This window comes from Pseudomonas caspiana, assembly GCF_040224095.2.
In the GTDB taxonomy this organism is placed as follows: domain Bacteria; phylum Pseudomonadota; class Gammaproteobacteria; order Pseudomonadales; family Pseudomonadaceae; genus Aquipseudomonas; species Aquipseudomonas caspiana.
Window position 1 is genome coordinate 5,707,360 of sequence record NZ_CP167995.1, and the last position, 21,641, is coordinate 5,729,000.

The following is a 21,641-nucleotide window of genomic DNA, read 5'->3' on the forward strand; positions in this document are numbered from 1 at the left end:
TCCACAACAGCCTCGTAAAAATCGAACAGGGTCCACGAAAGCCCCGCAATCCGTAGCCTTCCGCTGTTAAATACTTGCCCTGAATTGCGGCAAAAACGGCCTTTTTGCGCCCTTTCAGGGCAAGGGAAGGCTCTATTGACTTCATCATGGCTTTCGGATTGACTGAAACCCGTAAAGCTCGATGATTGATATTTTTAACAACAAAGGTGTTGCATCATGTCGGTACCCCCGCGTGCCGTTCAGCTTAACGAAGCGAACGCGTTCCTTAAGGAACATCCTGAGGTTCTGTACGTTGACCTTCTGATTGCAGATATGAATGGTGTGGTGCGCGGCAAGCGCATTGAACGCACCAGCCTCCATAAGGTTTACGAGAAGGGCATCAACCTGCCTGCCTCTTTATTTGCCCTGGATATCAATGGCTCGACGGTAGAAAGCACCGGCCTGGGTCTGGACATCGGTGATGCTGACCGAATCTGCTATCCAATCCCCGATACCCTGTGCAACGAGCCTTGGCAAAAGCGCCCTACCGCGCAACTGTTGATGACCATGCACGAACTGGAAGGCGACCCGTTTTTCGCTGACCCACGCGAAGTATTGCGCCAGGTTGTAACCAAATTTGACGAAATGGGCCTGACGATTTGCGCCGCTTTCGAGCTGGAGTTCTACCTGATCGACCAAGAGAACGTGAACGGCCGTCCGCAACCACCCCGCTCTCCGATTTCCGGCAAACGCCCGCATTCGACACAGGTCTACCTGATCGACGACCTCGACGAATACGTCGACTGCCTCCAGGACATTCTGGAAGGTGCCAAGGAGCAAGGGATTCCCGCTGACGCCATTGTCAAGGAAAGTGCTCCGGCCCAGTTTGAAGTCAATCTGCACCACGTCGCCGACGCGATCAAAGCGTGTGACTACGCGGTATTGCTCAAGCGCCTGATCAAGAACATCGCCTACGACCATGAGATGGACACCACCTTCATGGCCAAGCCTTACCCGGGCCAGGCAGGCAACGGTTTGCATGTACACATCTCGATCCTGGATCGCGATGGCAAGAATATCTTCACCAGCGAGGATCCCGAGCAGAACGCCGCGTTACGTCATGCCATCGGCGGTGTGCTCGAGACCCTACCGGCGCAGATGGCGTTCCTTTGCCCGAACGTCAATTCGTATCGCCGGTTTGGTGCTCAGTTCTATGTGCCTAACTCCCCGAGCTGGGGCCTGGACAACCGTACCGTAGCCGTACGCGTACCGACCGGCTCAGCCGACGCGGTGCGTATCGAGCACCGGGTTGCGGGGGCCGATGCCAACCCTTATCTGTTGATGGCTTCGGTCCTGGCGGGCGTGCATCACGGCCTGACCAACAAGATCGAACCTGGCGCGCCGGTTTCGGGCAACTCGTACGAGCAGAATGAACAAAGCCTGCCGAACAACCTGCGCGACGCATTGCGCGAGCTGGACGACAGCGAAGTGATGGCCAAGTACATCGATCCTAAATACATCGATATCTTCGTCGCCTGTAAGGAAAGCGAGCTGGAGGAGTTCGAACACTCCATCTCCGACCTTGAGTACAACTGGTACCTGCATACCGTTTAAATAATGGTGTGAAGTATGAAAAACGCCGCAGGCCGAAAGGTTGTGCGGCGTTTTTTTGTTTCACGCACCGCTCCCACAGAACCAGGCTCCTGCTGACCGCTTCTGGATTACAATCCCCGCAGCCCCGCCCACGAGAACGCCACATGACCCGCCCCGCCACTCCCCGCAAACCCCGCGCAGCCAGTCAGGCCCGAATCGATTCTATACTCGACGCCGCACGCGAGTTGCTGGCTGCTGAGGGCGTGGCGAGTCTGTCGATCTATAGCGTGGCTGAACGCGCGCAAATTCCGCCGTCGTCCGTGTACCACTTCTTCGCCAGCGTCCCCGCCTTGCTCGAAGCACTCACCGCCGACATCCACGCAACGTTTCGCGCCAGCCTGCAAGCGCCCATCGAACACGACTCGCTCGTTACCTGGCGTGATCTGTCCCGCCTGGTCGAGCAACGCATGCTGGATATCTACAACGCTGACGCCGCTGCGCGCCAGTTGATTTTGGCCCAGCACGGTTTGACTGAAATTACCCAGGCAGATCGTCAGCACGACATCGAGCTGGGGCACTTGATGCTGGAAGTCTTTGAGCGACACTTCGCGCTGCCGGTATTACCGAGCGATGTAGACGTATTCGCACTGGCCATGGAACTGGGCGATCGGGTTTACGCACGCTCCATGCAGCTGCATGATGAAATCACTCCGCGCATGGCCGAAGAAGGGATGCGGGTATTTGATGCTTACGTGGGGCTGTATTTACCGCCCTATCTGCCGAAAAGAGAGAGGCCTCTGACGAAGTAGTCCTCAGGCCGGAACGGGCAACTCTTCCCTGACACGCGTTAGCGTCTGAGCGAGCGTCTGCTGCAATGCCTGCAGCACTGGATCGTGCTTGCGCTGGCTATAGCGCAAAACGTTAACGACTTCCGGCAGCGGCATACTGTGTTCAAAGGCACGAATAATCTCGACGCGATTGTCGACATTGCTCGCTGTCACCAACCCGACACCCAAGCCCGCCGATATGGCCGACAGCACGCCATCAGTCGATGGGCACTGCACCGCCGCTTTGCAGCGAATACCCGACGCTTGTAGACGATCCTGTGCCAGATTGCCGTAGAAACATCCCGCCCCGTAGGTGACCAGAGCAACCGTAGCATCAGGGTTGTATTCCCAACCGGCAGGCCCGCACCAGTTCAGCCGTTCGCTCCACAACAGATGATCTTCAGCGCTCACCCCGTGAGCAAAGTCCTGATGCAGGGCCAGATCAAGCGTGCCGTTGACCAAGGAATCGCGCAGCGCCTGACTCTGTTCGACCACCACACGAACATCGACATTGCCGTGCTGCCTGGAGAACTTCGCCAGTATCGGCGCGAGTTGTGTGAGGGACGCCTGTTCAGTTACGCCTAACCTCACGGTGCCCTCAAGGGTGGACGGCGCGAATAAGGCCAGCGCTTCGTCGTGGGAGTTGAGGATGCGCCGGGCATGAATCAGCAGCTCGGCACCGTCGCTGGTCGCAACCAGACGCTGTCCTTCACGACGGATCAGATCTCGCCCGAGCTGCTTCTCCAGCCGTTTGATCTTCCAGCTGACCGCTGATTGCGTGAGGTTCAGGCTTTCAGCCGCGCGGGTGACACTGCCCAGTTCGACAATACTGCGCAGCGCCCGGAGGACGTCGATGGGTAGGCGTTGGTTCATGAGCTCTTCGTGGCTACCTGAGGAAGACGGACTTTTGTGGGAGCAGAGCTTGCTCGCGATGCAGGCGACGCGGCGTGGCAGAGAAATCAGGTTGCCCTCATCGCGGGCAAGCCCGGCTCCCACAGAGGAATGCGACCACTGTGAATTGGAAGCTTGATCCCGGTCCGAGTGCAAAATATCAAGCATGACAAAAATCGAATTTCAGCAGCATAAGTTGTCATTGGCGTCATGAACACCCCTTCGATACGCTCATCACGTCATCAACGTTTTCGGAGACCACGCTCATGAACAATCCCTTGCTCAATCAACACGTGATCATCGACGGGCGACGCATCGCCACTGGCTGTCACGGCGAAGGGCTGCCGGTTGTCCTGCTGCACGGCACGCCTGCGCACTCGATCATCTGGCGCAACGTCGTACCCGCGCTGGTGGACGCCGGGCTGAAAGTGCATGTGTTCGACCTGCTGGGTTTCGGCGCATCGGAGTTTCCGCAAGACCAGGACGCGTCGGTTGCGGCCCAACGGATCCTGCTGGAGCAGTTGCTGGACCACTGGGGGCTAGAGCAGACGCATATGATTGCCCATGACATAGGCGGAGGCGTCGCGCTACGGCTGGCGATCGATGCACCGCGACGTTTCCGGTCCCTGACCATCACCGATATCGTCAGCTATGACTCGTGGCCCTCTGCAAGCTGGCAACACATCCGCACGCATTACGCCGAACACGCGGTCATGAACGCAGACGAACATCGGCAATTAATGATCCGGCAATTGCGCATGGCGGTTTTCAACAAAAGCATTATGGAGGGCGAGGTGCTTGAAGCTTACCTGGCGCCGATCACCGGCCTGATCGGCCAGCAAGGCTTTTACAAGAATCAGGTCGCGCATTACGACTCGCGCTATACCGAAGACTTCTCGCAATGTCTGCCCAAGCTGAATATTCCGGTGCAGATCCTCTGGGGCGCTGAAGATGAATGGCAACCATCAAGTTATGCCCATCGTTTGCACGGCGACATTCCTGGCTCGATATTGCAGCTCATCGACAACGCAGGTCATTTTCTGATGGAAGATCAGCCACTGGCGTTTGCCGAGAAGGCCAGTGCGTTTATCCACAGCCATAAATGATTCAAACACGACCTCCCTGTAGGAGCGCACGAGCAGCGCGAGGCCGCGATGGCGCTGGGTCAGACGAACTGCCATCGCGGCCTCGCGCGCTGCTCGTGCGCTTCTACAGCCAACATGGACCCGAACGCAAAAAACCCCGGAGGGTCATCACCGTCCGGGGTTGTTTTTTGCCCATCGGTTACAGCTTGGCGATGGAAACCTCGGTGGACTTCACGAACGCGATCACTTCACTGCCAACCACCAGCTCCAGCTCTTTTACCGAGCGAGTGGTGATCACCGAAGTCACGATACCCGAAGCAGTCTGTACGTCGATTTCCGACAGCACGTCGCCTTCGACGATTTCCTTGATGGTGCCTTTGAATTGGTTACGAACGTTGATGGCTTTAATAGTCATGATGATCTTCCTGTGTGGGATGGGTTACTAACGGTCGGTTAATTGGCCCAACGCAGTTGCGTGGGCAGCGGTGAAACGGGATCAGGTTCAGGCGGCGAGCCAGGCAGAGACAGCACTCGTTCGAGCACTTGCGCTTCCAGATTGGCCAGACGATGCGAGCCGCGGGCACGTGGCCGTGGTAGATCAACCAGCAAGTCCAGGCCAATGCGCCCTTCTTCGATAAGAATCACGCGGTCCGCAATGGCAACCGCCTCGCTGACGTCATGGGTCACCAACAACACGGTGAAACCATGTTTGCGCCAGAGGTTTTCAATCAGTTGCTGCATCTCGATGCGAGTCAAGGCATCCAGCGCGCCCAGAGGCTCATCGAGCAACAGCAGGCGTGGCTGGTGAATCAACGCGCGAGCCAAAGCCACACGCTGCTTTTGACCACCGGATAATGCTGCTGGCCATTCCTCGGCACGTTCGGCCAGGCCGACCGCCTCCAGAGCTTCCAGCGCTTTTGCGCGCCAGTCACCGCTGAGACCAAGGCCGACGTTATCGATGATCTTTTTCCACGGCAGCAGACGTGCTTCCTGGAACATTAACCGGGTGTCTTCGCGGGCATCTGCCAGCTTTCCTGAACCGGCAAGCAGTTGCCCGGCGGTAGGCTTGTCCAGGCCTGCGAGCAAGCGCAGCAGCGTACTTTTGCCACAGCCGCTGCGACCGACCACGGCAACGAACTGCCCGGCCGGAATGTGCAGGTCGATGTTCTTCAACACTTCACGGCTGCCGAAGGCTTTCTTCAGCTGTTGCACCGCCAGAGGAATACCACGCAGCAGGTGCGCGGGCTGTTGCTGTTTCAAGCTGCTCATGCGGCACCGCCTTTAGTCACTTGATAGGCCGGGTGCCAGCGCAGGCAAACACGCTCCAGACCACGCGCGGCCAGATCGGCCAGCTTGCCCAATATTGCGTACAGCACGATGGCCAGTACTACGACGTCGGTTTGCAGAAACTCCCGGGCATTCATTGCCAAGTAACCAATACCGGAGCTGGCAGAAATCGTTTCCGCGACGATCAGCGTTAACCACATAAAGCCCAGCGCGAAACGCACACCGACGAGAATCGAAGGCATCGCCCCCGGCAGAATCACATGCCGGAATAGACCGAAGCCGGACAGACCATAGCTGCGGGACATCTCGACCAGCGCCGGATCAATGTTGCGAATGCCGTGATAGGTATTCAGATAAATCGGGAACAAGGTGCCCAGCGCGACCAGAAAAATCTTTGCGGTTTCGTCGATGCCGAACCACAGGATCACCAGCGGAATAAGGGCCAGATGCGGGATGTTACGAATCATCTGTACCGAGCTGTCCAGCAGGCGCTCGCCCCATTTCGACAGGCCGGTAATGAAGCCCAGTGTAAGACCGATGCCGCCACCGATGGCGAAACCGAGGCCTGCACGCCAGCCGCTGATTGCCAGGTGGGTCCAGATTTCACCACTGGAAACCAGATTGACGCCCGCCTCAATCACTGCGCTCGGCGCCGGCAAAATGCGGGTCGACAGCCAGCCAGCGCTGACCGATAGCTGCCAGATAGCCAGCAGCAGGATCGGCAGAGCCCAAGGCGCGAGGCGCTGGATTGTTCGTTGCGAAGCATTAGTGCTCATGGAGTTGTCTCCTCATGGTCCGGCTGATTACGGCGCTTTCGCGACTGCGGCGGGCGGCGTCCAGACCACATCCGCGATGTTCAGCGGCTTGGGAATCAACTTGAGCTGATAAAACGTGTCAGCGATTTTTTGCTGCGAGGCGACCACCTGCGGCGTCAGGAACAGCGCTCCGTAGCCTTGGCGTTTGACCGAAGTCAGGGTGATATCCGCAGGCAGACCCAGCAACGGAGCGACCTGTTTAGTCACCTCTTCAGGGTGGCTCTTGGACCACTCCCCTACCGCGCGGACCTCTTCAATCAGTGCCTGAACGACTTTTGGATTTTTCTGAGCATAGGGCTTGGTCGCCAGATAGAACTGGTGGTTATCCACAATCCCGGTGCCGTCGCGCAGGGTTTTCGCTTGCAGTTGCTGCTCGGCAGCTGACTGGTACGGGTCCCAGATAACCCAGGCATCAACGCTGCCACGCTCGAATGCGGCGCGGGCATCGGCTGGCGGCAGGAACACGGTCTGAATATCGGTGTATTTCAGGCCCGCGTCTTCAAGGGCTTTAACCAACAGGTAATGCACGTTGGAGCCTTTGTTGAGGACGACTTTCTTGCCTTTGAGTTCTTTGACGGAAGTGATGGGCGAATCCTTGGGTACCAGAATCGCTTCACTGGTCGGCGCTGGCGGCTCGTAAGCGACGTAGACCAGATCAGCACCCGCGGCCTGGGCAAACACAGGCGGCGTTTCGCCGGTCACACCAAAATCAATGGAGCCAACGTTCAAACCTTCAAGCAGCTGCGGGCCACCGGGGAACTCGGTCCATTGCACTTGCACGCCTTGCTCGGCCAGACGCTTCTCCAGCGTGCCTTTGGCTTTGAGCAGCACCAGCGTGCCGTATTTCTGATAACCAATACGCAGGGTTTCGGCCTGGGCCTGGGTTACAGCGCCGAAGGCGATCGCTGCGGCAAACAGAGCGACCAAACCTTGACGCAAAATAGCTGTGCGCATGGCGCGCTCCTTTGCTAATTCAGTGGCACCTGCTGGACCGTTGGCGGACGAGTAAGGTGTGAGGGGTTCATTGACCCGATCAATCGGATCGGAATGCAGCGACCATATCAGTGATTTTTTATATCTATAAATCTTATTTTTTCATTTGGTTATTCTTTAAATGCATATGTGACGAGTTGTCGAATTATCTGCAGGAGCTGCCGAAGGCTGCGATGGCGTTTTTCCTGAAACACTGCAATCGCAGCCTTCGGCAGCTCCTACAGAACGTCGAACTTCAGGCATAAAAAAGGGCCGACTAATCGGCCCAAGCAAACCCATCTGTCGTGGAAGGGTGATTCAGCGATTAGGCTGTGGCGTCAAACGCAGGTACGGTTTGACGGCTCTGTAGCCTTTAGGAAAGCGTTGCTTGATCTCGTCTTCATCCTTGAGCGAAGGCACGATCACTACCTCATCACCGTCCACCCAGTTGGCGGGCGTTGCGACTTTGTAGTTATCGGTCAGTTGCAAAGAGTCGATGACCCGCAAGATCTCGTTGAAGTTACGCCCGGTACTGGCTGGATAGGTGATGGTCAGACGTACTTTCTTGTTCGGATCGATCACGAACAAAGAGCGCACGGTCAGGGTTTCACTGGCGTTCGGGTGGATCAGGTCGTATAGCTCGGACACTTTGCGGTCGGCGTCGGCCAGGATCGGAAAGTTGACCCGGGTATTCTGGGTTTCGTTGATATCGTCAATCCATTTCACGTGAGAATCGACCGGGTCCACTGAGAGCGCAATAGCTTTCACGCCGCGCTTGACAAACTCGTCCTTGAGCTTGGCGGTGAAGCCCAATTCAGTGGTGCAGACCGGGGTGAAATCAGCGGGGTGGGAAAACAACACGCCCCAGCTGTTACCCAGCCATTCGTGAAACCGGATACGACCTTCACTGGAGTCCTGTTCAAAATCAGGGGCGATATCGCCAAGTCGCAAGCTCATGGATGTGGCTCCTTGTTGTGATGTTTGCTAATTCATTGAAGCCACTTTGCGCCCCTTCACTAGAAATTAAAAAGAATAGATAACGCTTTGAATATAGCGTTTGGAGATATCAAATTTCAGGCAAAAAGAACCCCGCACTGGGCGGGGTTCTTTTTCAACTGACCAGGCTTATTTGAAAGCGTAGGTGTAGTTGAAGATCACACGAGTTTGGTCGGTGTTGGTAGAACCAGCCAGGTCTGCATCACCACGGTAAGAGCCGTGACGAACAGTGGTGCCAAAGCCTTTCAACGGACCGCTCTGGATCACGTAGTCAACTCGCACGTCACGTTCCCACTCGGAGAATTCACGACCAAGAGTTGGCCCTGTGCCTTTGATGTCTTCTGCGTGGATGTAAGCGATCGAAGCCTTCAGGCCAGGAATACCAGCGCGGGCGAAGTCATACGAGTACTGACCGAAGGTAGAATTTGTACCAGCACGGGTGAAGTTGCTGATCATGGCGTCAGTGAAGAGATAGACGCTAGAACCGCCGTTGCCTTCGTTAGAAGTAGTACCGTCTTTGAGAACGTTACCCTGGTTCAGGAAAACCATGCCGCCGTCATCGCCAACTTGTTGATGGCCGAGCAGGAATGCGTTGCCACCCAAGGTGTAGGTGAACATGGCGGACCAGGTCTGGTTGTCAACTTCGTTGGCGTTCTTGGCGTAGCCGCCGTTGTTGTTGAAGACGTAACCAGCATCACCATTCTTACCGTCTTTGCTGCTGTTGAAGTAGCGCAGGTCAGTCTTGAACGATTGGTCTTCAGCGATCGGGAATACGTGTACCAAGCCCAGGAAGTGCTGCTTGTAGTAGTCTTCCAGATTGGCGTAGTAGTACTGCAAGGTCAGGTCTTTAGTAACTTTCCAGTCACCACCAGCGAAACGGAACTGGTTGCTACCCTCGGTACCACCGGCGACGGACAGCTCAGACCAGTTGCTTGAGGCGCGACCGATCGATTCAGTCAACTGACCGGCAGTCAAAGTAACGTTGTCGATCTCTTTGGAGGAAACGATACCGCCCTGGAATGCAGCTGGCAGCAAACGACCGTCGTTGGAAACGAGGATTGGCAGGTTAGGTGCCAAAGCATTGCCGAGACGCAGTTCAGTCTTGGAGAAGCGAGCCTTGGCGTTAGCGCCCAGGCGAGACCACTCATCAACAGCAGAACCATCGGTGTCGCTAGGGGTAACACCACCGTTCAACGCACTTGCGCGGTGACCGCGGCCACCATCGAGGTGAATGCCGACCAGCGCCTGAACGTCAAGACCGAAACCAACAGTGCCTTGAGTGAAACCAGACAGATAGTCGAATTTCAGGCCAGTTGCGGTTTCTTCGTTGCGGTCAACATTACCTTCACGCTGATCGTTGTTGAAATACAACGTACGCGAGCTGATCGACGCTTTGCTGTCTTCCAGAAAACCTGCTGCACCAGCCTGCTGAGCCATAACGCCGAAGGCTACAGCCAGGGCCAGAGTGGACTTCTTCATGAATCGCTCCTCGTGAATCTTAATTTTTTATAATTTCTGGTGCCGAGGCCCTTCGGGCGTTCTGACCCAAAAATTTACGGTTAGCGCTAAACCCGACCGAAGCCAATGGTTAACCAGCGCCTCAAGACCAATGACCCACCGATGAATCGGTGGTCGCAGGGTAGTGAACATTTAACAAATCCAAAAAGAATTATTACTAAGCTTTTAAGACCTGTCGGTTATATGTCACACACCTTGTCGGATCCTTCCGTCCTTGAGTGTATCGAGCTGTTTCACTAATTCCTAAATAATATTTCACTGCCATTCGTCAGATCATTCTGACTGGTACACCGGACAGCAAAAAGCAGACCATCTGCTCATCGGAATCAGTCCACCCGAAACATCCAAAAAAACACTCAAGGCCCCGCATTCATTGAGGCGCACAGGGTACAGGGGCAATTGTTACAATTGTCATCACTCGGGTGTAGGCACCTGAAATTTATCCTGAAAAAAGTTTGAAACGATCGTTTCAGTACCTTCTGTCGGACAATTTCAGCGGTTTTTGAGAGCGCTTGACGAGGAAGGCCGCGAACAAAACTTAAAAATCGTTGTCGTCGTGCCCCATCAGGGAATCATTAAAAACGTGCACCAGCAGCAGGCAATGCACCATAACGAAGCGGTTTCCAAGTCCAGCAAAACTCGCGCCCGTCAGTTTGAATGAGAGCTGAACACAAATTTGATAAATGAATGAAACACGTTGGAAGCCCATGGGACGGGGCTCTGGCGGGAACGTCATCGCTGACGGGGCTTTTTGTTAGAAGAAATATCAGAAACTGGCACGACGCCTGCAATAGGTTACGTATCACCAGTTTTGGGGACCTTGGTACAGGCAGGCCGGGGATTCCCCTCTTTTATTCCTCTCGGAGACTGACCTCCAGTCTCCAGCGCCCGTCCAGCTCTTCACTGTGCAAGTCGCCGTGAAGTGGGCGGGCCGCCAGTAGAGTCAGCAGCAAATCCCTCTTGTCCCGCTCCAGCTTCCAGCGTACATCCTTCCCGTTAACCTTAAGTTGCCCTCTCCATGGCTGACCTGCAGCCGTAAAACGCATGGCGAACATCCCGTTCTCATGCTCGGGCACAACGTCTGGCTCACGGTTGAACCACAAGGCAATCCCTGTAGGCCGTTCTTCGATTTGTAGAAGTTCCAGTGGGTCAGGCGCAGTCAAACGCCCGATCATCATCCCTACAGACATACCAACGATCACCATCGAACCCAAAACCTTTGGCCATAGCTTCGGCCGCGGATCCTCTTCGAGGGTAGAATGCTCGTCGTCCTTCAGTTCGGAGCCGTGCATGTTTCACGTCATCCTTTTTCAACCAGAAATTCCGCCGAATACCGGCAATGTCATCAGGCTGTGCGCCAATACGGGCAGCACCCTGCATTTGATCGAGCCATTGGGCTTCGAGCTGGATGACAAGCGCCTGCGCCGTGCCGGGCTCGATTATCACGAGTTCGCCACGCTGCAGACACATCCCGACCTGTCCAGTTGCCTGGAAAGCATCGGTCATCCGCGGCTGTTTGCTTTTACCACAAAAGGCTCACGCCCCTTCCACGACGCCAGTTTCCAGGAGGGTGACGCCTTCCTGTTCGGCCCGGAAAGTCGCGGCCTGCCTGCTGACATACTCGACGCCCTTCCCGGCGATCAGCGCCTGCGCTTGCCGATGCGCGAGGGTTGCCGAAGCCTTAACCTGTCCAACACCGTTGCTGTGGCAGTGTATGAAGGCTGGCGGCAGTTGGGATTTGCCTGACGACGCGTAGCTTTCGTAGGAGCTGCCGAAGGCTGCGAAGCGTTTATCCTGACATACCGCCATCGCAGCCTTCGGCAGCTCCTACAGATACAGAGACAACGCCCAGGCCCATAGAAGCCTCATCACCCAACACCCACAAAAAAGCGCCTCAAAGGGCGCTTTTTTGTTGCCGCGATAACACTTACTGAACAGTAGGTGTCTCGCCAGCAGCCTGCATGCGTTGCAGCTCTTGCGCGTACAGGGCGTCGAAGTTGACCGGAGACAACATCAGCGCCGGGAACGAACCACGGACTACCAGGCTGTCGATGGTTTCGCGAGCATACGGGAACAGGATGTTCGGGCAGAAAGCACCCAGCGTATGGCTCATCGAACCTTGATCCAGGCCCTTGATCAGGAAGATACCGGCTTGCTGGACTTCAACGATGAAAGCCACTTCGTCACCGTTGTTAACGGTAACCGACAAGGTCAGAACCACTTCGTAGAAATCACCTTCCAGCGGCTTCTGACGAGTGTTCAGATCGAGGCTGACAGTCGGGGTCCATTCCTGACGAAAGATCGCAGGGCTTTTTGGCGCTTCGAACGACAGGTCGCGAACATAGATGCGCTGCAGCGAGAATTGCGGTGCGTCTTCTTCGTTGGTAGCGGTGCCGTTGGTCGGTTGATCGGTCATCTCGGGTCCTTTTAACGTTTAAGTTCTGGAAGGGGGTTGGAGTCTGGCTCAGAGCAGCTCATCAAGCTTGCCGGCGCGCTCAAGAGCGAAAAGATCGTCGCAGCCGCCCACATGAGTCGAGCCGATCCATATCTGCGGAACGGAGGTACGGCCGGACTTTTTCACCATTTCGGCGCGAACTTGCGGCTTGCCATCGACTCTGATCTCTTCGAAAGACACATGCTTGTTCTGCAACAATTGCTTGGCGCGGGTGCAGTAAGGGCAATAATCGCTGGAATAGACGATGACTTCAGCCATATCACTTCACCAAAGGCAGGTTGTCTGCGCGCCAGGTGGATACACCGCCGGACAGTTTGGCGGCCGTAAAGCCCGACTTGAGCAGTTCGCGAGCGACGGAACCAGCCTGCTGGCCCATGGCGTCTACGATGATCAGAGTCTTGGCCTTGTATTTTTCCAGCTCGCTGGTGCGGGTCAGAACCTTGTCATTCGGGAAGTTCAGAGCACCTACGATGTGGCCAGCGGCGTAATCCTTGGTGGAACGGATGTCGATGACCACGGCCTGATCCTTGTTGACCAGCGCGGTCAGCTCACCTGTGCTCAGGCTGCGACCGCCCTTGCTCAATTCGTAGGCGATCAGCATCCCCAGCAAAATGATGAAAGCGCCAGTGATCAAATAGTGGTTGGTAGCAAAAGCAAGCAGGTGCTGAAGCATCAGTAGGTTCCAGGGCGTTAAAATGTCGGCCAGTATACACAGCAGCCAAGGTCGGCCAAAGCCCGTCAGACAATGAGGTCGATCAAGCCCGCATGACATCGTGCCCGAACCGATAACTCCGGTATCGCGGCTCGCAATTGCAGATCAACAGCCCCTAAAATGCCGGTCTGTTTTCCAACTTACTTTTTTAGCCACGAGTGGGTTCTATGACTACCACGCCAAAACCTTTGGTCCTGATCATTCTGGACGGCTTCGGACACAGCGAGAGCCATGAGGGCAACGCCATTCTGGCAGCCAAAATGCCGGTCATGGACCGCCTTTACAAGTCTATGCCCAACGGCCTGATCTCGGGTTCGGGTATGGATGTCGGCCTGCCGGACGGTCAGATGGGCAACTCTGAAGTCGGCCACATGAACCTGGGCGCCGGACGCGTGGTTTATCAGGACTTCACTCGAGTCACCAAAGCCATTCGCGATGGCGAGTTCTTCAAGAACCCGACTATCTGTAGCGCAGTAGATAAAGCTGTTGGTGCGGGCAAGGCCGTGCACATTCTCGGCCTGCTTTCGGACGGTGGTGTTCACAGCCATCAGGATCATCTGGTTGCCATGGCAGAACTGGCCGCCCAGCGTGGCGCCGAAAAAATCTATCTCCATGCATTCCTCGACGGCCGCGATACGCCACCGCGCAGCGCTCAAGCATCCCTTGAACTGCTGGACTCCACGTTTGCCCGACTGGGCAAAGGCCGTATTGCCAGCATTATCGGGCGCTACTTCGCCATGGACCGCGACAACCGTTGGGACCGTGTCGCTGCGGCCTACAACCTGATTGTTGATGGTGTGTCGGAATTCAACGCAGCCAGCAGCGCGGCTGGCCTCGAAGCCGCCTACGAGCGCGGCGAAAACGATGAATTCGTCAAAGCCACCAGCATTGGTGACAAGGTCACTGTGGAAGACGGCGACGCCGTGGTGTTCATGAACTTCCGCGCCGACCGCGCCCGGGAAATCACCCGTGTATTCGTCGAAGACGATTTCAAGGACTTCAAGCGTGCCCGCCAGCCGAAGGTCAACTACGTGATGTTGACCCAATACGCAGCGAGCATTCCTGCGCCGTCCGCTTTTGCAGCTGGCAGCCTGAAAAACGTGCTGGGTGAGTACCTGGCCGCCAACGGCAAGACCCAACTGCGCATCGCTGAAACCGAAAAATATGCTCACGTGACCTTCTTCTTCTCGGGTGGCCGCGAAGAAGAGTTCCCGGGCGAAGAGCGCATTCTGATCCCGTCGCCGAAAGTCGCGACTTATGACCTGCAGCCAGAAATGAGCGCGCCGGAAGTCACCGATAAAATCGTCGATGCCATCGAAAACCAGCGTTATGACGTGATTGTCGTCAACTATGCCAACGGTGACATGGTCGGCCACAGCGGCATCATGGAAGCGGCAGTCAAGGCCGTTGAATGCCTGGACGTCTGCGTCGGGCGCATCACTGATGCACTGGAAAAAGTCGGCGGCGAAGCGCTGCTCACGGCTGACCATGGCAACGTCGAGCAAATGACCGATGACCACACGGGCCAGGCGCACACCGCGCACACCTCTGAGCCGGTGCCTTTCATCTATATAGGCAAACGCAATCTCAAAGTGCGTGAGGGTGGAGTTCTGGCCGATGTCGCACCCACCATGCTGAAACTCATGGGGCTGGAAAAACCGGAAGAAATGACCGGCCATTCGATCCTCGTTGACGCGTAAAAACGCTACACACCGGCATGTCGCTTAGCCACATGCCGGTTTTTTATCTGTCTGGCCTCAAGCGAGGCGTTTTTTTTGCAGCGTGTGCCGGGCATACTAAGCCTGACACTTTTTTTCACAATTCCTCGGTATCGCCCACCCTCATGCTTCGCGCCTTGATCACCCTTGCTTTGATCTGCCTGCTCAATCCGGCGTTTGCCGACGATCAGCGGGCGCTCACCCAGAAACAGATTGACGCTGCGCGTCAGGATGTCGCCGAGCTGCAAAAAGCCCTGGGCGACCTGCAAAAAGAGAAAGCCGGAGTCCAGAAGGACCTGCGCGGTACTGAAACCGAAATGGGTAAGCTGGAAAAGCAGGTCGAGGTCCTGCAAAAGGAACTAAAAAAGACCGAAGCCGAGCTCAATCGGCTCAACCAGGAAAAAAGCAAACTCCAGAGCGCACGCGTTGAGCAACAACGCCTGATCGCCATTCAGGCCCGGGCTGCGTATCAAAGCGGTCGGCAGGAATACTTGAAGCTGCTGCTCAATCAACAGCATCCGGAAAAATTCGCCCGCACACTGACCTACTACGATTACATGAGCCAGGCGCGCCTGACCCAGTTGCGTGCCTTCAATGAAACACTGCGCCAGCTCGCGGGCGTTGAAAAAGACATCGACCTGCAACAGGCGCAACTGCTGGTGCAGAAAAGCTCGCTGGAAACCCAGCACGAAGAACTCGACAAAGTTCGTCAGGAACGCCAGACGGCGCTGGCCAAGCTCAATCAGGACTACAAGTCGCGGGACCAGAAGCTCCAGGCGCGGCAACAGGAACAGGCCGAACTGGGCAAAGTCCTGAAGACGATCGAGGAAACGCTGGCGCGCCAGGCCAAAGAGGCTGAAGAAGCACGGCAGAAGGCGTTGTTGGCCGAGCGTGAGGCTGAAGAAAAACGCCAGCGCGAAGCTCAGGCGCAAGCCAGTAGCAGCAGTAAAAGCAGCAGAACCGACAGTGATGACGCACCTAAACGCCCGGCCAAAGCGCCTGGCGCGATGGTTTCCAGCGCTGGCGCTTCATACGGCGGAGCATTTTCTGCGGCCAAGGGCAAACTTCCATGGCCGGTTGATGGTCGATTACTGGCACGCTTCGGTGAAGCCCGCGGTGATGACGCCCGCTCCACTTGGGACGGCGTGATGATCAGCGCATCGGCCGGTAGCCAGGTCCATGCCGTGCACGGCGGTCGGGTGGTATTCGCGGACTGGTTGCGCGGCGCCGGGCTTCTGGTCATTCTCGACCATGGCAATGGTTATTTGAGCCTGTACGGCCACAACCAGACATTGCTCAAGGCAGCCGGTGACATTGTTAAAGCCGGTGAAGCCATCTCCACTGTAGGCAACAGTGGTGGACAGGACACACCGGCGTTGTATTTCGCTATTCGTCAGCAGGGTCGCCCTAGTGATCCGGCCCAATGGTGCCGCACTCAAGGATAAGTCGGTTCCACTTTCAGGAGTTCGTTAGACATGCCGTATCTGTCCCGCCTCACCTCGCTGGCCCTGGCTATTGCCGTCGTTATCGGCGCTCCACTGGCCCAGGCTGCGGAAGTCAAAGCCGCGCCAGCCTCAATCCCGCCTGCGGCTGCTAGCGCCAAGGCGCCGCTGCCGCTCGACGAGCTGCGCACGTTCGCGGAGGTCATGGATCGGGTCAAGGCCGCTTATGTCGAGCCGGTGGATGACAAGACGCTGCTGGAGAACGCCATCAAAGGCATGCTCAGCAACCTCGACCCGCACTCGGCTTATCTGGGCCCTGAAGACTTTCAAGAGCTGCAGGAAAGCACTAGCGGTGAGTTCGGCGGGCTGGGTATCGAAGTCGGCGTTGAAGATGGCTTCGTGAAAGTCGTCTCCCCTATCGATGATACTCCGGCTTCCAAGGCGGGCATCGAGGCCGGCGACCTGATCGTCAAGATCAATGGCGCACCGACGCAAGGTCAGACCATGCAGGAAGCGGTCGACAAGATGCGCGGCAAGATCGGCGAGAAGATCACCCTGACGCTGGTTCGCGATGGCGCTAACCCGTTCGACGTGACGCTTGCCCGTGCGACCATTCAGGTCAAGAGCGTCAAGGCGCAGATGCTGGAGAACGGCTACGGCTACATCCGCATCACCCAGTTCCAGGTGAAAACCGGGGATGAGGTCGGCAAAGCGCTGGCCAAGTTCCGCAAAGACAACGGCAAGAAAATGAGCGGGTTGATTCTTGACCTGCGTAACAACCCTGGCGGCGTGCTGCAGTCGGCGGTTGAAGTGGCCGATCACTTCCTGACCAAGGGCCTGATCGTTTACACGAAAGGCCGTATTGCCAACTCTGAACTGCGGTTCTCGGCTGATCCGGCCGATGCCAGTGAAGGTGTACCTCTGGTCGTGCTGATCAACGGCGGCAGTGCCTCGGCTTCGGAAATCGTCGCTGGTGCCTTGCAAGACCAGAAGCGCGGCATCCTGATGGGCACCGACAGCTTCGGTAAGGGCTCGGTACAAACCGTGTTGCCGCTGAACAATGACCGCGCGTTGAAGATCACTACGGCGTTGTATTACACACCTAACGGTCGTTCCATTCAGGCTCAGGGCATCAACCCGGATATCGTCGTGCGTCGCGCCAAGGTCACCAACGAAGCTGACGGTGAAGCGTACAAGGAAGCCGACCTGCTCGGTCACCTGGGCAATGGCAACGGCGGTGCGGACAAACCTACGGTCAAAGGCGGCGCAGCCAAGGCACGTCCGCAGGATGATGACTTCCAGCTGAGCCAGGCTCTGAGCCTGCTCAAGGGCCTGAGTATCACACGCGGCAATTAACCAATGCGCGTGTTCCTGTCTCGTTGGGTACTGGCCGCATTTTGCGTACTCACTGGCGTTGCTCACGCGGCGCCAGCTACCCAGGCCAACAAACCTGCCTTCCTCACGCTGATCATTGATGACCTGGGCCAGAATCCGGCCCGGGATCAGCGTGTGCTTGCCCTCCCCGGCCCGGTCACCCTGGCGATCATGCCGGATACACCTCATGCCACCGAGTTCGCCCGTCAGGGGCATCGTGCTGGCAAGATCGTCATTCTGCACATGCCCATGGATCCGGCGACCGGCCCGTACGCCTGGCATCCAGAACTCCCCCTTGCCGAGCTGGAAAGCAGACTGAACGCCGCTCTGCTCAAAGTCCCCTACGCTGCTGGCATCAATAACCACATGGGCAGCCGTATGACCGCCGAGCCGGTTGCCATGGGGTGGTTGATGGCCGAGCTTCAGCGTCGCCATCTGGTTTTCGTCGACAGCCGCACCAGCGCGAAAACCGTTGCGGCAGCCGAGGCGCAAAAGATTGGATTGGCCAGCGTGTCGCGGGATGTTTTTCTCGATGATGAGCGCACGCCTGAGGCCATTACCCGGCAATTGAAAATCGCCATTGAACTGGCCCGCAAACAGGGTTCAGCCGTGATGATTGGCCATCCCTACCCGGTAACCCTCGACGTGCTTGAACGCGAACTACCGCGCCTAAAAGCCCAGGGTATTGAGTGGATCGACTTGCGTCAGATGATCAGCGTCAGGGGTAATCAGGCGATGGCCGGGCACGGCAAGAACGGGGTTTATCGGTAAGCCTGGAGCTTAAGCAGGCACTATCTCTGTAGGAGTGAGCTTGCTCGCGATAGCGTCGGTTAAGGCGGTAAATTCGTCGACCAGGAAAACGAATCGCGAGCAAGGTGGAGCGCCACGCCTGTCGCTCCTACAGGCCCAATGTTTGCTTCGCGACAGCGCGGTTTCAGGGACACGCGGTTCCCACATTAAAAATGCGGTGCTACCGGTACTGCGCCAGGATCTTGTCCACAAACCCTTCCGCCCGTAGCTGATCCAGCGACGCTTGTAACTTGTTCACCACCTCATCAGGCGTTGCCTTGTTCAAGGCCAGGTACAGATCAGCATGATGGAAACGCAACACGGTTTTCAGACCGGTCACGCCCTCTATTCTGGCCAGATAAGGCCCGGTCGGATCACCCGCCGCCCACAAGTCGATCTGCCCGTTAACCAGCTTTTTGGCATTGTCCTGATCGCGCAGCAGCAGGATCGGGTTCAGCCCCTGGGCCAGCAATCGCTCGCCGATCGCATCACCTTTATAGGCACCGATCCGGTAGGCCTTGGCCTGCTCCAGACTGGCCAGCTTGATGGGGCTGTCAGCGCGGGCGAGCATGATCCAGTCATAGGACCCCACCGGCCCAACCCACTTGAAAAGCTTTTCCCGCTCGGGCAATCGCGCCGTTGAAAACACCGCGTAACCGGGCTTTTCCAGGGCCAGTTTGTAGATCCGTTCCCAGGGAAAGCGCAACGTCATGCTGTAACTGATCCCGGCCCGCTTGAACGTCTCACGCACCACTTCAGCGGCGATGCCTTCGATGTTGCTTTCCTGAGCGAAATTTTTGCCGTCGACCGCCATGTTGTAGGGCGGGAGGTTTTCGGTCATCAGCACAATGGAGTCGCGTCCCGGTGCCTCAATGGCGTCGTCGGCCATCGCAGCCTCAGTGGCGCTAACGAGCAAAGCGCTGAAGGCTGTAAGGGCAATAAAACGAGATTTGAACATTGGCGCTCTCCTTACGCTGACGGCAGACAGAGTGCAGCGCTCAAAAGCGCTTGTCCAGCAGACATGGCGCATTGCCCACATACCGCATCGCGGTGAGCCTGTAGGAGCGCACGAGCACCGCGAGGCCGCGATGGCGGTGTGTCAGGCAAAACGCTATCGCTGCCTCGCGGTGCTCGTGAGCTCCTACAGATACGGTGCTTGCCGCGACAGCGAGCCCGTCGTCAGCGAACCACAATCCCGCGCGCGGCCATGTAAGCCTTGGCTTCCGGCACAGTGTATTCACCGAAGTGGAAAATACTTGCCGCCAACACCGCGCTGGCGTGGCCTTCAATAACACCATCAGCCAGATGCTGAAGGTTGCCGACACCGCCCGAGGCAATGACCGGGATACCCAGCGCGTCACTGATTGCACGAGTTACACCCAGATCGAACCCGTTCTTCATGCCGTCCTGATCCATGCTGGTCAGCAGGATCTCACCGGCGCCCAGGTCTTCCATCTTCTTGGCCCAAAGCACAGCGTCCAGACCTGTCGGCTTGCGCCCACCGTGGGTGAAGATCTCCCAGCGCGGGGTTTCGCCAGGCAGCGAAACTTTCTTGGCATCAATGGCAACGACGATGCATTGCGAACCGAAATGCTGAGCGGCTTCGGCGACGAACTCGGGATTGAACACCGCAGCAGTGTTGATCGACACCTTGTCGGCACCGGCATTCAGCAGGTTGCGGATGTCCTGCACGGTACGCACGCCACCGCCCACAGTCAGCGGGATAAAAACCTGGCTGGCCATGCGCTCGACGGTATGCAACGTGGTATCGCGACCATCGACGCTGGCGGTGATGTCCAGAAAGGTAATTTCGTCAGCGCCCTGCTCATCGTACAGACGCGCAATTTCAACCGGATCACCCGCGTCACGGATGTTCTCGAACTTGACGCCCTTCACCACACGACCGTTGTCGACGTCCAGGCAAGGGATGATGCGTTTGGCCAGGGCCATTGAGTCAATCTCCAATGTGTAGGAGCGCGCTTGCCCGCGATCGGCTGCGAAGCAGTCGTAAAATCATTGATCACACCATCGTAGGAAGGTCGTACCGACCTTATCGCGGGCAAGCGCGCTCCTACAGGAATCTCTAGCGCTGGTAGCCGTCACACAGCGCCTGAGCTTCAGCAACGTCCAGCGTGCCTTCGTAAATCGCCCGGCCGGTGATTGCTCCGATGATCCCCGGAGCCTTGGCATCCAGCAATGCGCGAATGTCGCCCAGATTGTGAATGCCACCGGAAGCAATGACCGGTATCCGCGTCGCCGCGGCCAGTGCGGCCGTGAACGGGATGTTGCAACCCTGCATCATGCCGTCTTTGGCTATGTCGGTATAAACGATGGCCGAGACGCCATCTGCTTCGAAACGCCTGGCCAGATCGATCACTTGTACCGTGCTGACCTCAGCCCAACCGTCGGTAGCCACGAAACCGTCTTTGGCATCCAGGCCGACAATCACTTTGCCGGGGAATGCGCGGCAGGCTTCGGCCACGAATTCAGGCTCTTTGACGGCCTTGGTTCCGATGATCACGTAGCTCACGCCCGCTTTAACGTAGTGTTCGATGGTCTCCAGCGAGCGAATACCGCCACCGATCTGAATCGGCAGAGTCGGGTAACGCTTGGCAATGGCAGTGACTACATCGCCGTTGACCGGCTGACCTTCGAACGCGCCGTTCAGGTCGACCAGATGCAGACGACGGCAACCGCCCTCGACCCATTTGGCAGCCATGGCAACCGGGTCATCGGAGAACACGGTGGAGTCTTCCATCCGGCCCTGGCGCAGACGCACACAGGCACCGTCTTTGAGATCGATAGCGGGGATGATCAGCATGCTTTTTCCTTCGTCAAAAGAGCTCAAGAGCAGCTACAAGCCGCAAGCTTCAAACGGCAAATTTGCGCGCCCGACCACTTGCAGGTTGAAGCTGCTTCTATTCAATTTTTCTCGAGCGCCCACAGGTCACTTTCGATGCTCTCGAACCTCTCTTTGAGGTGCTGCTGAACATCAAAAATCGCTCGATTGTAGTAATGCGGGGCGATCTCGCTAGTAAAAAACTCAAGCACCTCAGCGACCTCGAACGACCCAAGGTCCAGTTCGAAACGCTGAGAGAACAATCGCTTGAGCTTGTCGATGGCCTGCTGCTCGTGTTCGGCACTGAGCGTCAGGATCGGCGGCTTGTTTTTGCCTTTGGCCATAACGA

General features: G+C 56.9%; 24 protein-coding genes. 8 read left to right on the forward strand and 16 right to left on the reverse strand.

The features are described 5' to 3' along the window. Window positions 1-216 precede the first annotated feature (216 nt). Window positions 217-1,593: a glutamine synthetase family protein gene (locus ABRP31_RS25680; protein WP_087265866.1), complete on the forward strand. Its 1,377-nt coding sequence runs from the start codon at window positions 217-219 to the stop codon at window positions 1,591-1,593. A gap of 143 nt (window positions 1,594-1,736) precedes the next feature. Next, entirely contained in the window at window positions 1,737-2,381 is a 645-nt protein-coding gene (locus ABRP31_RS25685; RefSeq protein WP_349972645.1) for a TetR/AcrR family transcriptional regulator, read from the forward strand. Between the two features lie 3 nt (window positions 2,382-2,384). Here the strand turns inward: ABRP31_RS25685 and ABRP31_RS25690 are convergent, their stop codons facing one another. Continuing rightward, on the reverse strand, window positions 2,385-3,272 hold the full coding sequence (locus ABRP31_RS25690; protein ID WP_349972644.1) for a LysR family transcriptional regulator: 888 nt from the start codon (window positions 3,270-3,272) through the stop codon (window positions 2,385-2,387). 284 nt (window positions 3,273-3,556) lie between these two features. Between ABRP31_RS25690 and ABRP31_RS25695 the strand changes: the two genes are divergently transcribed. Then, a complete protein-coding gene (locus tag ABRP31_RS25695) occupies window positions 3,557-4,396 on the forward strand; it encodes an alpha/beta hydrolase (protein WP_349972643.1) in 840 nt (279 codons plus the stop codon). Window positions 4,397-4,574: 178 nt separating this feature from the next. Here ABRP31_RS25695 and ABRP31_RS25700 read toward each other — a convergent pair whose 3' ends face one another. From ABRP31_RS25700 to ABRP31_RS25735, 8 genes are all read right to left on the reverse strand, one after another. Next, window positions 4,575-4,790 carry a molybdopterin-binding protein gene (locus ABRP31_RS25700; RefSeq protein ID WP_020291765.1) on the reverse strand — a complete coding sequence of 72 codons (216 nt, stop codon included), beginning with the start codon at window positions 4,788-4,790 and terminating at the stop codon, window positions 4,575-4,577. Between the two features lie 38 nt (window positions 4,791-4,828). Continuing rightward, entirely contained in the window at window positions 4,829-5,644 is an 816-nt protein-coding gene (ssuB, locus tag ABRP31_RS25705; protein WP_349973543.1) for an aliphatic sulfonates ABC transporter ATP-binding protein, read from the reverse strand. Further along, window positions 5,641-6,438 (reverse strand): aliphatic sulfonate ABC transporter permease SsuC, encoded by a 798-nt coding sequence (gene ssuC / locus ABRP31_RS25710; RefSeq protein WP_087265859.1) that lies wholly within the window; start codon window positions 6,436-6,438, stop codon window positions 5,641-5,643. The genes ssuB and ssuC overlap by 4 nt, the downstream gene beginning before the upstream one ends. Window positions 6,439-6,465: 27 nt before the next feature. Continuing rightward, entirely contained in the window at window positions 6,466-7,431 is a 966-nt protein-coding gene (locus ABRP31_RS25715) for a sulfonate ABC transporter substrate-binding protein (RefSeq protein WP_349973540.1), read from the reverse strand. Window positions 7,432-7,767: 336 nt separating this feature from the next. Beyond that, complete coding sequence (locus ABRP31_RS25720; RefSeq protein ID WP_349973539.1) at window positions 7,768-8,406, reverse strand: peroxiredoxin; 639 nt, start codon at window positions 8,404-8,406, stop codon at window positions 7,768-7,770. A 168-nt stretch (window positions 8,407-8,574) separates the two neighbouring features. Further along, window positions 8,575-9,924: an OprD family porin gene (locus tag ABRP31_RS25725; RefSeq protein WP_349973536.1), complete on the reverse strand. Its 1,350-nt coding sequence runs from the start codon at window positions 9,922-9,924 to the stop codon at window positions 8,575-8,577. A 577-nt stretch (window positions 9,925-10,501) separates the two neighbouring features. After that, entirely contained in the window at window positions 10,502-10,672 is a 171-nt protein-coding gene (locus ABRP31_RS25730) for a hypothetical protein (protein ID WP_349973535.1), read from the reverse strand. Between the two features lie 142 nt (window positions 10,673-10,814). Further along, window positions 10,815-11,255: a hypothetical protein gene (locus ABRP31_RS25735; protein WP_349973533.1), complete on the reverse strand. Its 441-nt coding sequence runs from the start codon at window positions 11,253-11,255 to the stop codon at window positions 10,815-10,817. Here ABRP31_RS25735 and trmL point away from each other — a divergent pair. Beyond that, complete coding sequence (trmL, locus tag ABRP31_RS25740) at window positions 11,254-11,709, forward strand: tRNA (uridine(34)/cytosine(34)/5-carboxymethylaminomethyluridine(34)-2'-O)-methyltransferase TrmL (protein ID WP_349973531.1); 456 nt, start codon at window positions 11,254-11,256, stop codon at window positions 11,707-11,709. The genes ABRP31_RS25735 and trmL overlap by 2 nt on opposite strands. A gap of 181 nt (window positions 11,710-11,890) precedes the next feature. On the opposite strand, the gene secB is transcribed toward trmL, so the two are convergent. Genes secB through ABRP31_RS25755 form a run of 3 tightly spaced genes read right to left on the reverse strand, consistent with a single transcriptional unit; the run spans window position 11,891 to window position 13,091 of the window. After that, window positions 11,891-12,379, reverse strand: coding sequence for a protein-export chaperone SecB (gene secB, locus ABRP31_RS25745; RefSeq protein WP_027898930.1), 489 nt, complete (start codon window positions 12,377-12,379; stop codon window positions 11,891-11,893). A 48-nt stretch (window positions 12,380-12,427) separates the two neighbouring features. Further along, window positions 12,428-12,676, reverse strand: a complete 249-nt coding sequence (gene grxC, locus ABRP31_RS25750; RefSeq protein WP_087265842.1) for a glutaredoxin 3 — start codon at window positions 12,674-12,676, stop codon at window positions 12,428-12,430. A 1-nt stretch (window position 12,677) separates the two neighbouring features. Further along, window positions 12,678-13,091: a rhodanese-like domain-containing protein gene (locus ABRP31_RS25755; protein ID WP_087265841.1), complete on the reverse strand. Its 414-nt coding sequence runs from the start codon at window positions 13,089-13,091 to the stop codon at window positions 12,678-12,680. Between the two features lie 206 nt (window positions 13,092-13,297). On the opposite strand from ABRP31_RS25755, the gene gpmI reads away from it, so the two are divergent. From gpmI to ABRP31_RS25775, 4 genes are all read left to right on the forward strand, one after another. After that, window positions 13,298-14,830 (forward strand): 2,3-bisphosphoglycerate-independent phosphoglycerate mutase, encoded by a 1,533-nt coding sequence (gpmI, locus tag ABRP31_RS25760; RefSeq protein WP_349973527.1) that lies wholly within the window; start codon window positions 13,298-13,300, stop codon window positions 14,828-14,830. A gap of 143 nt (window positions 14,831-14,973) precedes the next feature. After that, window positions 14,974-16,293: a murein hydrolase activator EnvC gene (locus ABRP31_RS25765; RefSeq protein ID WP_349973525.1), complete on the forward strand. Its 1,320-nt coding sequence runs from the start codon at window positions 14,974-14,976 to the stop codon at window positions 16,291-16,293. Window positions 16,294-16,323: 30 nt separating this feature from the next. Continuing rightward, a complete protein-coding gene (locus tag ABRP31_RS25770) occupies window positions 16,324-17,646 on the forward strand; it encodes a S41 family peptidase (RefSeq protein WP_349973522.1) in 1,323 nt (440 codons plus the stop codon). 3 nt (window positions 17,647-17,649) lie between these two features. Beyond that, window positions 17,650-18,435, forward strand: coding sequence for a divergent polysaccharide deacetylase family protein (locus tag ABRP31_RS25775; RefSeq protein ID WP_349973519.1), 786 nt, complete (start codon window positions 17,650-17,652; stop codon window positions 18,433-18,435). Between the two features lie 199 nt (window positions 18,436-18,634). On the opposite strand, the gene ABRP31_RS25780 is transcribed toward ABRP31_RS25775, so the two are convergent. The 4 genes from ABRP31_RS25780 to ABRP31_RS25795 all read right to left on the reverse strand — a co-directional run bounded on the left by ABRP31_RS25780 (window position 18,635) and on the right by ABRP31_RS25795 (window position 21,636). Next, window positions 18,635-19,411 carry an ABC transporter substrate-binding protein gene (locus ABRP31_RS25780; RefSeq protein ID WP_349973516.1) on the reverse strand — a complete coding sequence of 259 codons (777 nt, stop codon included), beginning with the start codon at window positions 19,409-19,411 and terminating at the stop codon, window positions 18,635-18,637. 221 nt (window positions 19,412-19,632) lie between these two features. Beyond that, window positions 19,633-20,403, reverse strand: a complete 771-nt coding sequence (gene hisF / locus ABRP31_RS25785; RefSeq protein ID WP_087265831.1) for an imidazole glycerol phosphate synthase subunit HisF — start codon at window positions 20,401-20,403, stop codon at window positions 19,633-19,635. A gap of 133 nt (window positions 20,404-20,536) precedes the next feature. Further along, window positions 20,537-21,274 (reverse strand): 1-(5-phosphoribosyl)-5-[(5-phosphoribosylamino)methylideneamino]imidazole-4-carboxamide isomerase, encoded by a 738-nt coding sequence (gene hisA / locus ABRP31_RS25790; RefSeq protein ID WP_349973513.1) that lies wholly within the window; start codon window positions 21,272-21,274, stop codon window positions 20,537-20,539. Window positions 21,275-21,375: 101 nt separating this feature from the next. Next, window positions 21,376-21,636 (reverse strand): DUF2164 domain-containing protein, encoded by a 261-nt coding sequence (locus ABRP31_RS25795; protein WP_087265827.1) that lies wholly within the window; start codon window positions 21,634-21,636, stop codon window positions 21,376-21,378. Window positions 21,637-21,641 lie beyond the last annotated feature (5 nt).

Bases quoted from the DNA above. Each gene is read 5' to 3' on its own strand.
- ABRP31_RS25680 (WP_087265866.1), top strand. From the start codon at position 217: ATGTCGGTACCCCCGCGTGCCGTTCAGCTTAACGAAGCGAACGCGTTC.
- ABRP31_RS25685 (WP_349972645.1), top strand. From the start codon at position 1,737: ATGACCCGCCCCGCCACTCCCCGCAAACCCCGCGCAGCCAGTCAGGCC.
- ABRP31_RS25690 (WP_349972644.1), bottom strand. From the start codon at position 3,272: ATGAACCAACGCCTACCCATCGACGTCCTCCGGGCGCTGCGCAGTATT.
- ABRP31_RS25695 (WP_349972643.1), top strand. From the start codon at position 3,557: ATGAACAATCCCTTGCTCAATCAACACGTGATCATCGACGGGCGACGC.
- ABRP31_RS25700 (WP_020291765.1), bottom strand. From the start codon at position 4,790: ATGACTATTAAAGCCATCAACGTTCGTAACCAATTCAAAGGCACCATC.
- ssuB (WP_349973543.1), bottom strand. From the start codon at position 5,644: ATGAGCAGCTTGAAACAGCAACAGCCCGCGCACCTGCTGCGTGGTATT.
- ssuC (WP_087265859.1), bottom strand. From the start codon at position 6,438: ATGAGCACTAATGCTTCGCAACGAACAATCCAGCGCCTCGCGCCTTGG.
- ABRP31_RS25715 (WP_349973540.1), bottom strand. From the start codon at position 7,431: ATGCGCACAGCTATTTTGCGTCAAGGTTTGGTCGCTCTGTTTGCCGCA.
- ABRP31_RS25720 (WP_349973539.1), bottom strand. From the start codon at position 8,406: ATGAGCTTGCGACTTGGCGATATCGCCCCTGATTTTGAACAGGACTCC.
- ABRP31_RS25725 (WP_349973536.1), bottom strand. From the start codon at position 9,924: ATGAAGAAGTCCACTCTGGCCCTGGCTGTAGCCTTCGGCGTTATGGCT.
- ABRP31_RS25730 (WP_349973535.1), bottom strand. From the start codon at position 10,672: ATGGGCTTCCAACGTGTTTCATTCATTTATCAAATTTGTGTTCAGCTC.
- trmL (WP_349973531.1), top strand. From the start codon at position 11,254: ATGTTTCACGTCATCCTTTTTCAACCAGAAATTCCGCCGAATACCGGC.
- ABRP31_RS25735 (WP_349973533.1), bottom strand. From the start codon at position 11,255: ATGCACGGCTCCGAACTGAAGGACGACGAGCATTCTACCCTCGAAGAG.
- secB (WP_027898930.1), bottom strand. From the start codon at position 12,379: ATGACCGATCAACCGACCAACGGCACCGCTACCAACGAAGAAGACGCA.
- grxC (WP_087265842.1), bottom strand. From the start codon at position 12,676: ATGGCTGAAGTCATCGTCTATTCCAGCGATTATTGCCCTTACTGCACC.
- ABRP31_RS25755 (WP_087265841.1), bottom strand. From the start codon at position 13,091: ATGCTTCAGCACCTGCTTGCTTTTGCTACCAACCACTATTTGATCACT.
- gpmI (WP_349973527.1), top strand. From the start codon at position 13,298: ATGACTACCACGCCAAAACCTTTGGTCCTGATCATTCTGGACGGCTTC.
- ABRP31_RS25765 (WP_349973525.1), top strand. From the start codon at position 14,974: ATGCTTCGCGCCTTGATCACCCTTGCTTTGATCTGCCTGCTCAATCCG.
- ABRP31_RS25770 (WP_349973522.1), top strand. From the start codon at position 16,324: ATGCCGTATCTGTCCCGCCTCACCTCGCTGGCCCTGGCTATTGCCGTC.
- ABRP31_RS25775 (WP_349973519.1), top strand. From the start codon at position 17,650: ATGCGCGTGTTCCTGTCTCGTTGGGTACTGGCCGCATTTTGCGTACTC.
- ABRP31_RS25780 (WP_349973516.1), bottom strand. From the start codon at position 19,411: ATGTTCAAATCTCGTTTTATTGCCCTTACAGCCTTCAGCGCTTTGCTC.
- hisF (WP_087265831.1), bottom strand. From the start codon at position 20,403: ATGGCCCTGGCCAAACGCATCATCCCTTGCCTGGACGTCGACAACGGT.
- hisA (WP_349973513.1), bottom strand. From the start codon at position 21,274: ATGCTGATCATCCCCGCTATCGATCTCAAAGACGGTGCCTGTGTGCGT.
- ABRP31_RS25795 (WP_087265827.1), bottom strand. From the start codon at position 21,636: ATGGCCAAAGGCAAAAACAAGCCGCCGATCCTGACGCTCAGTGCCGAA.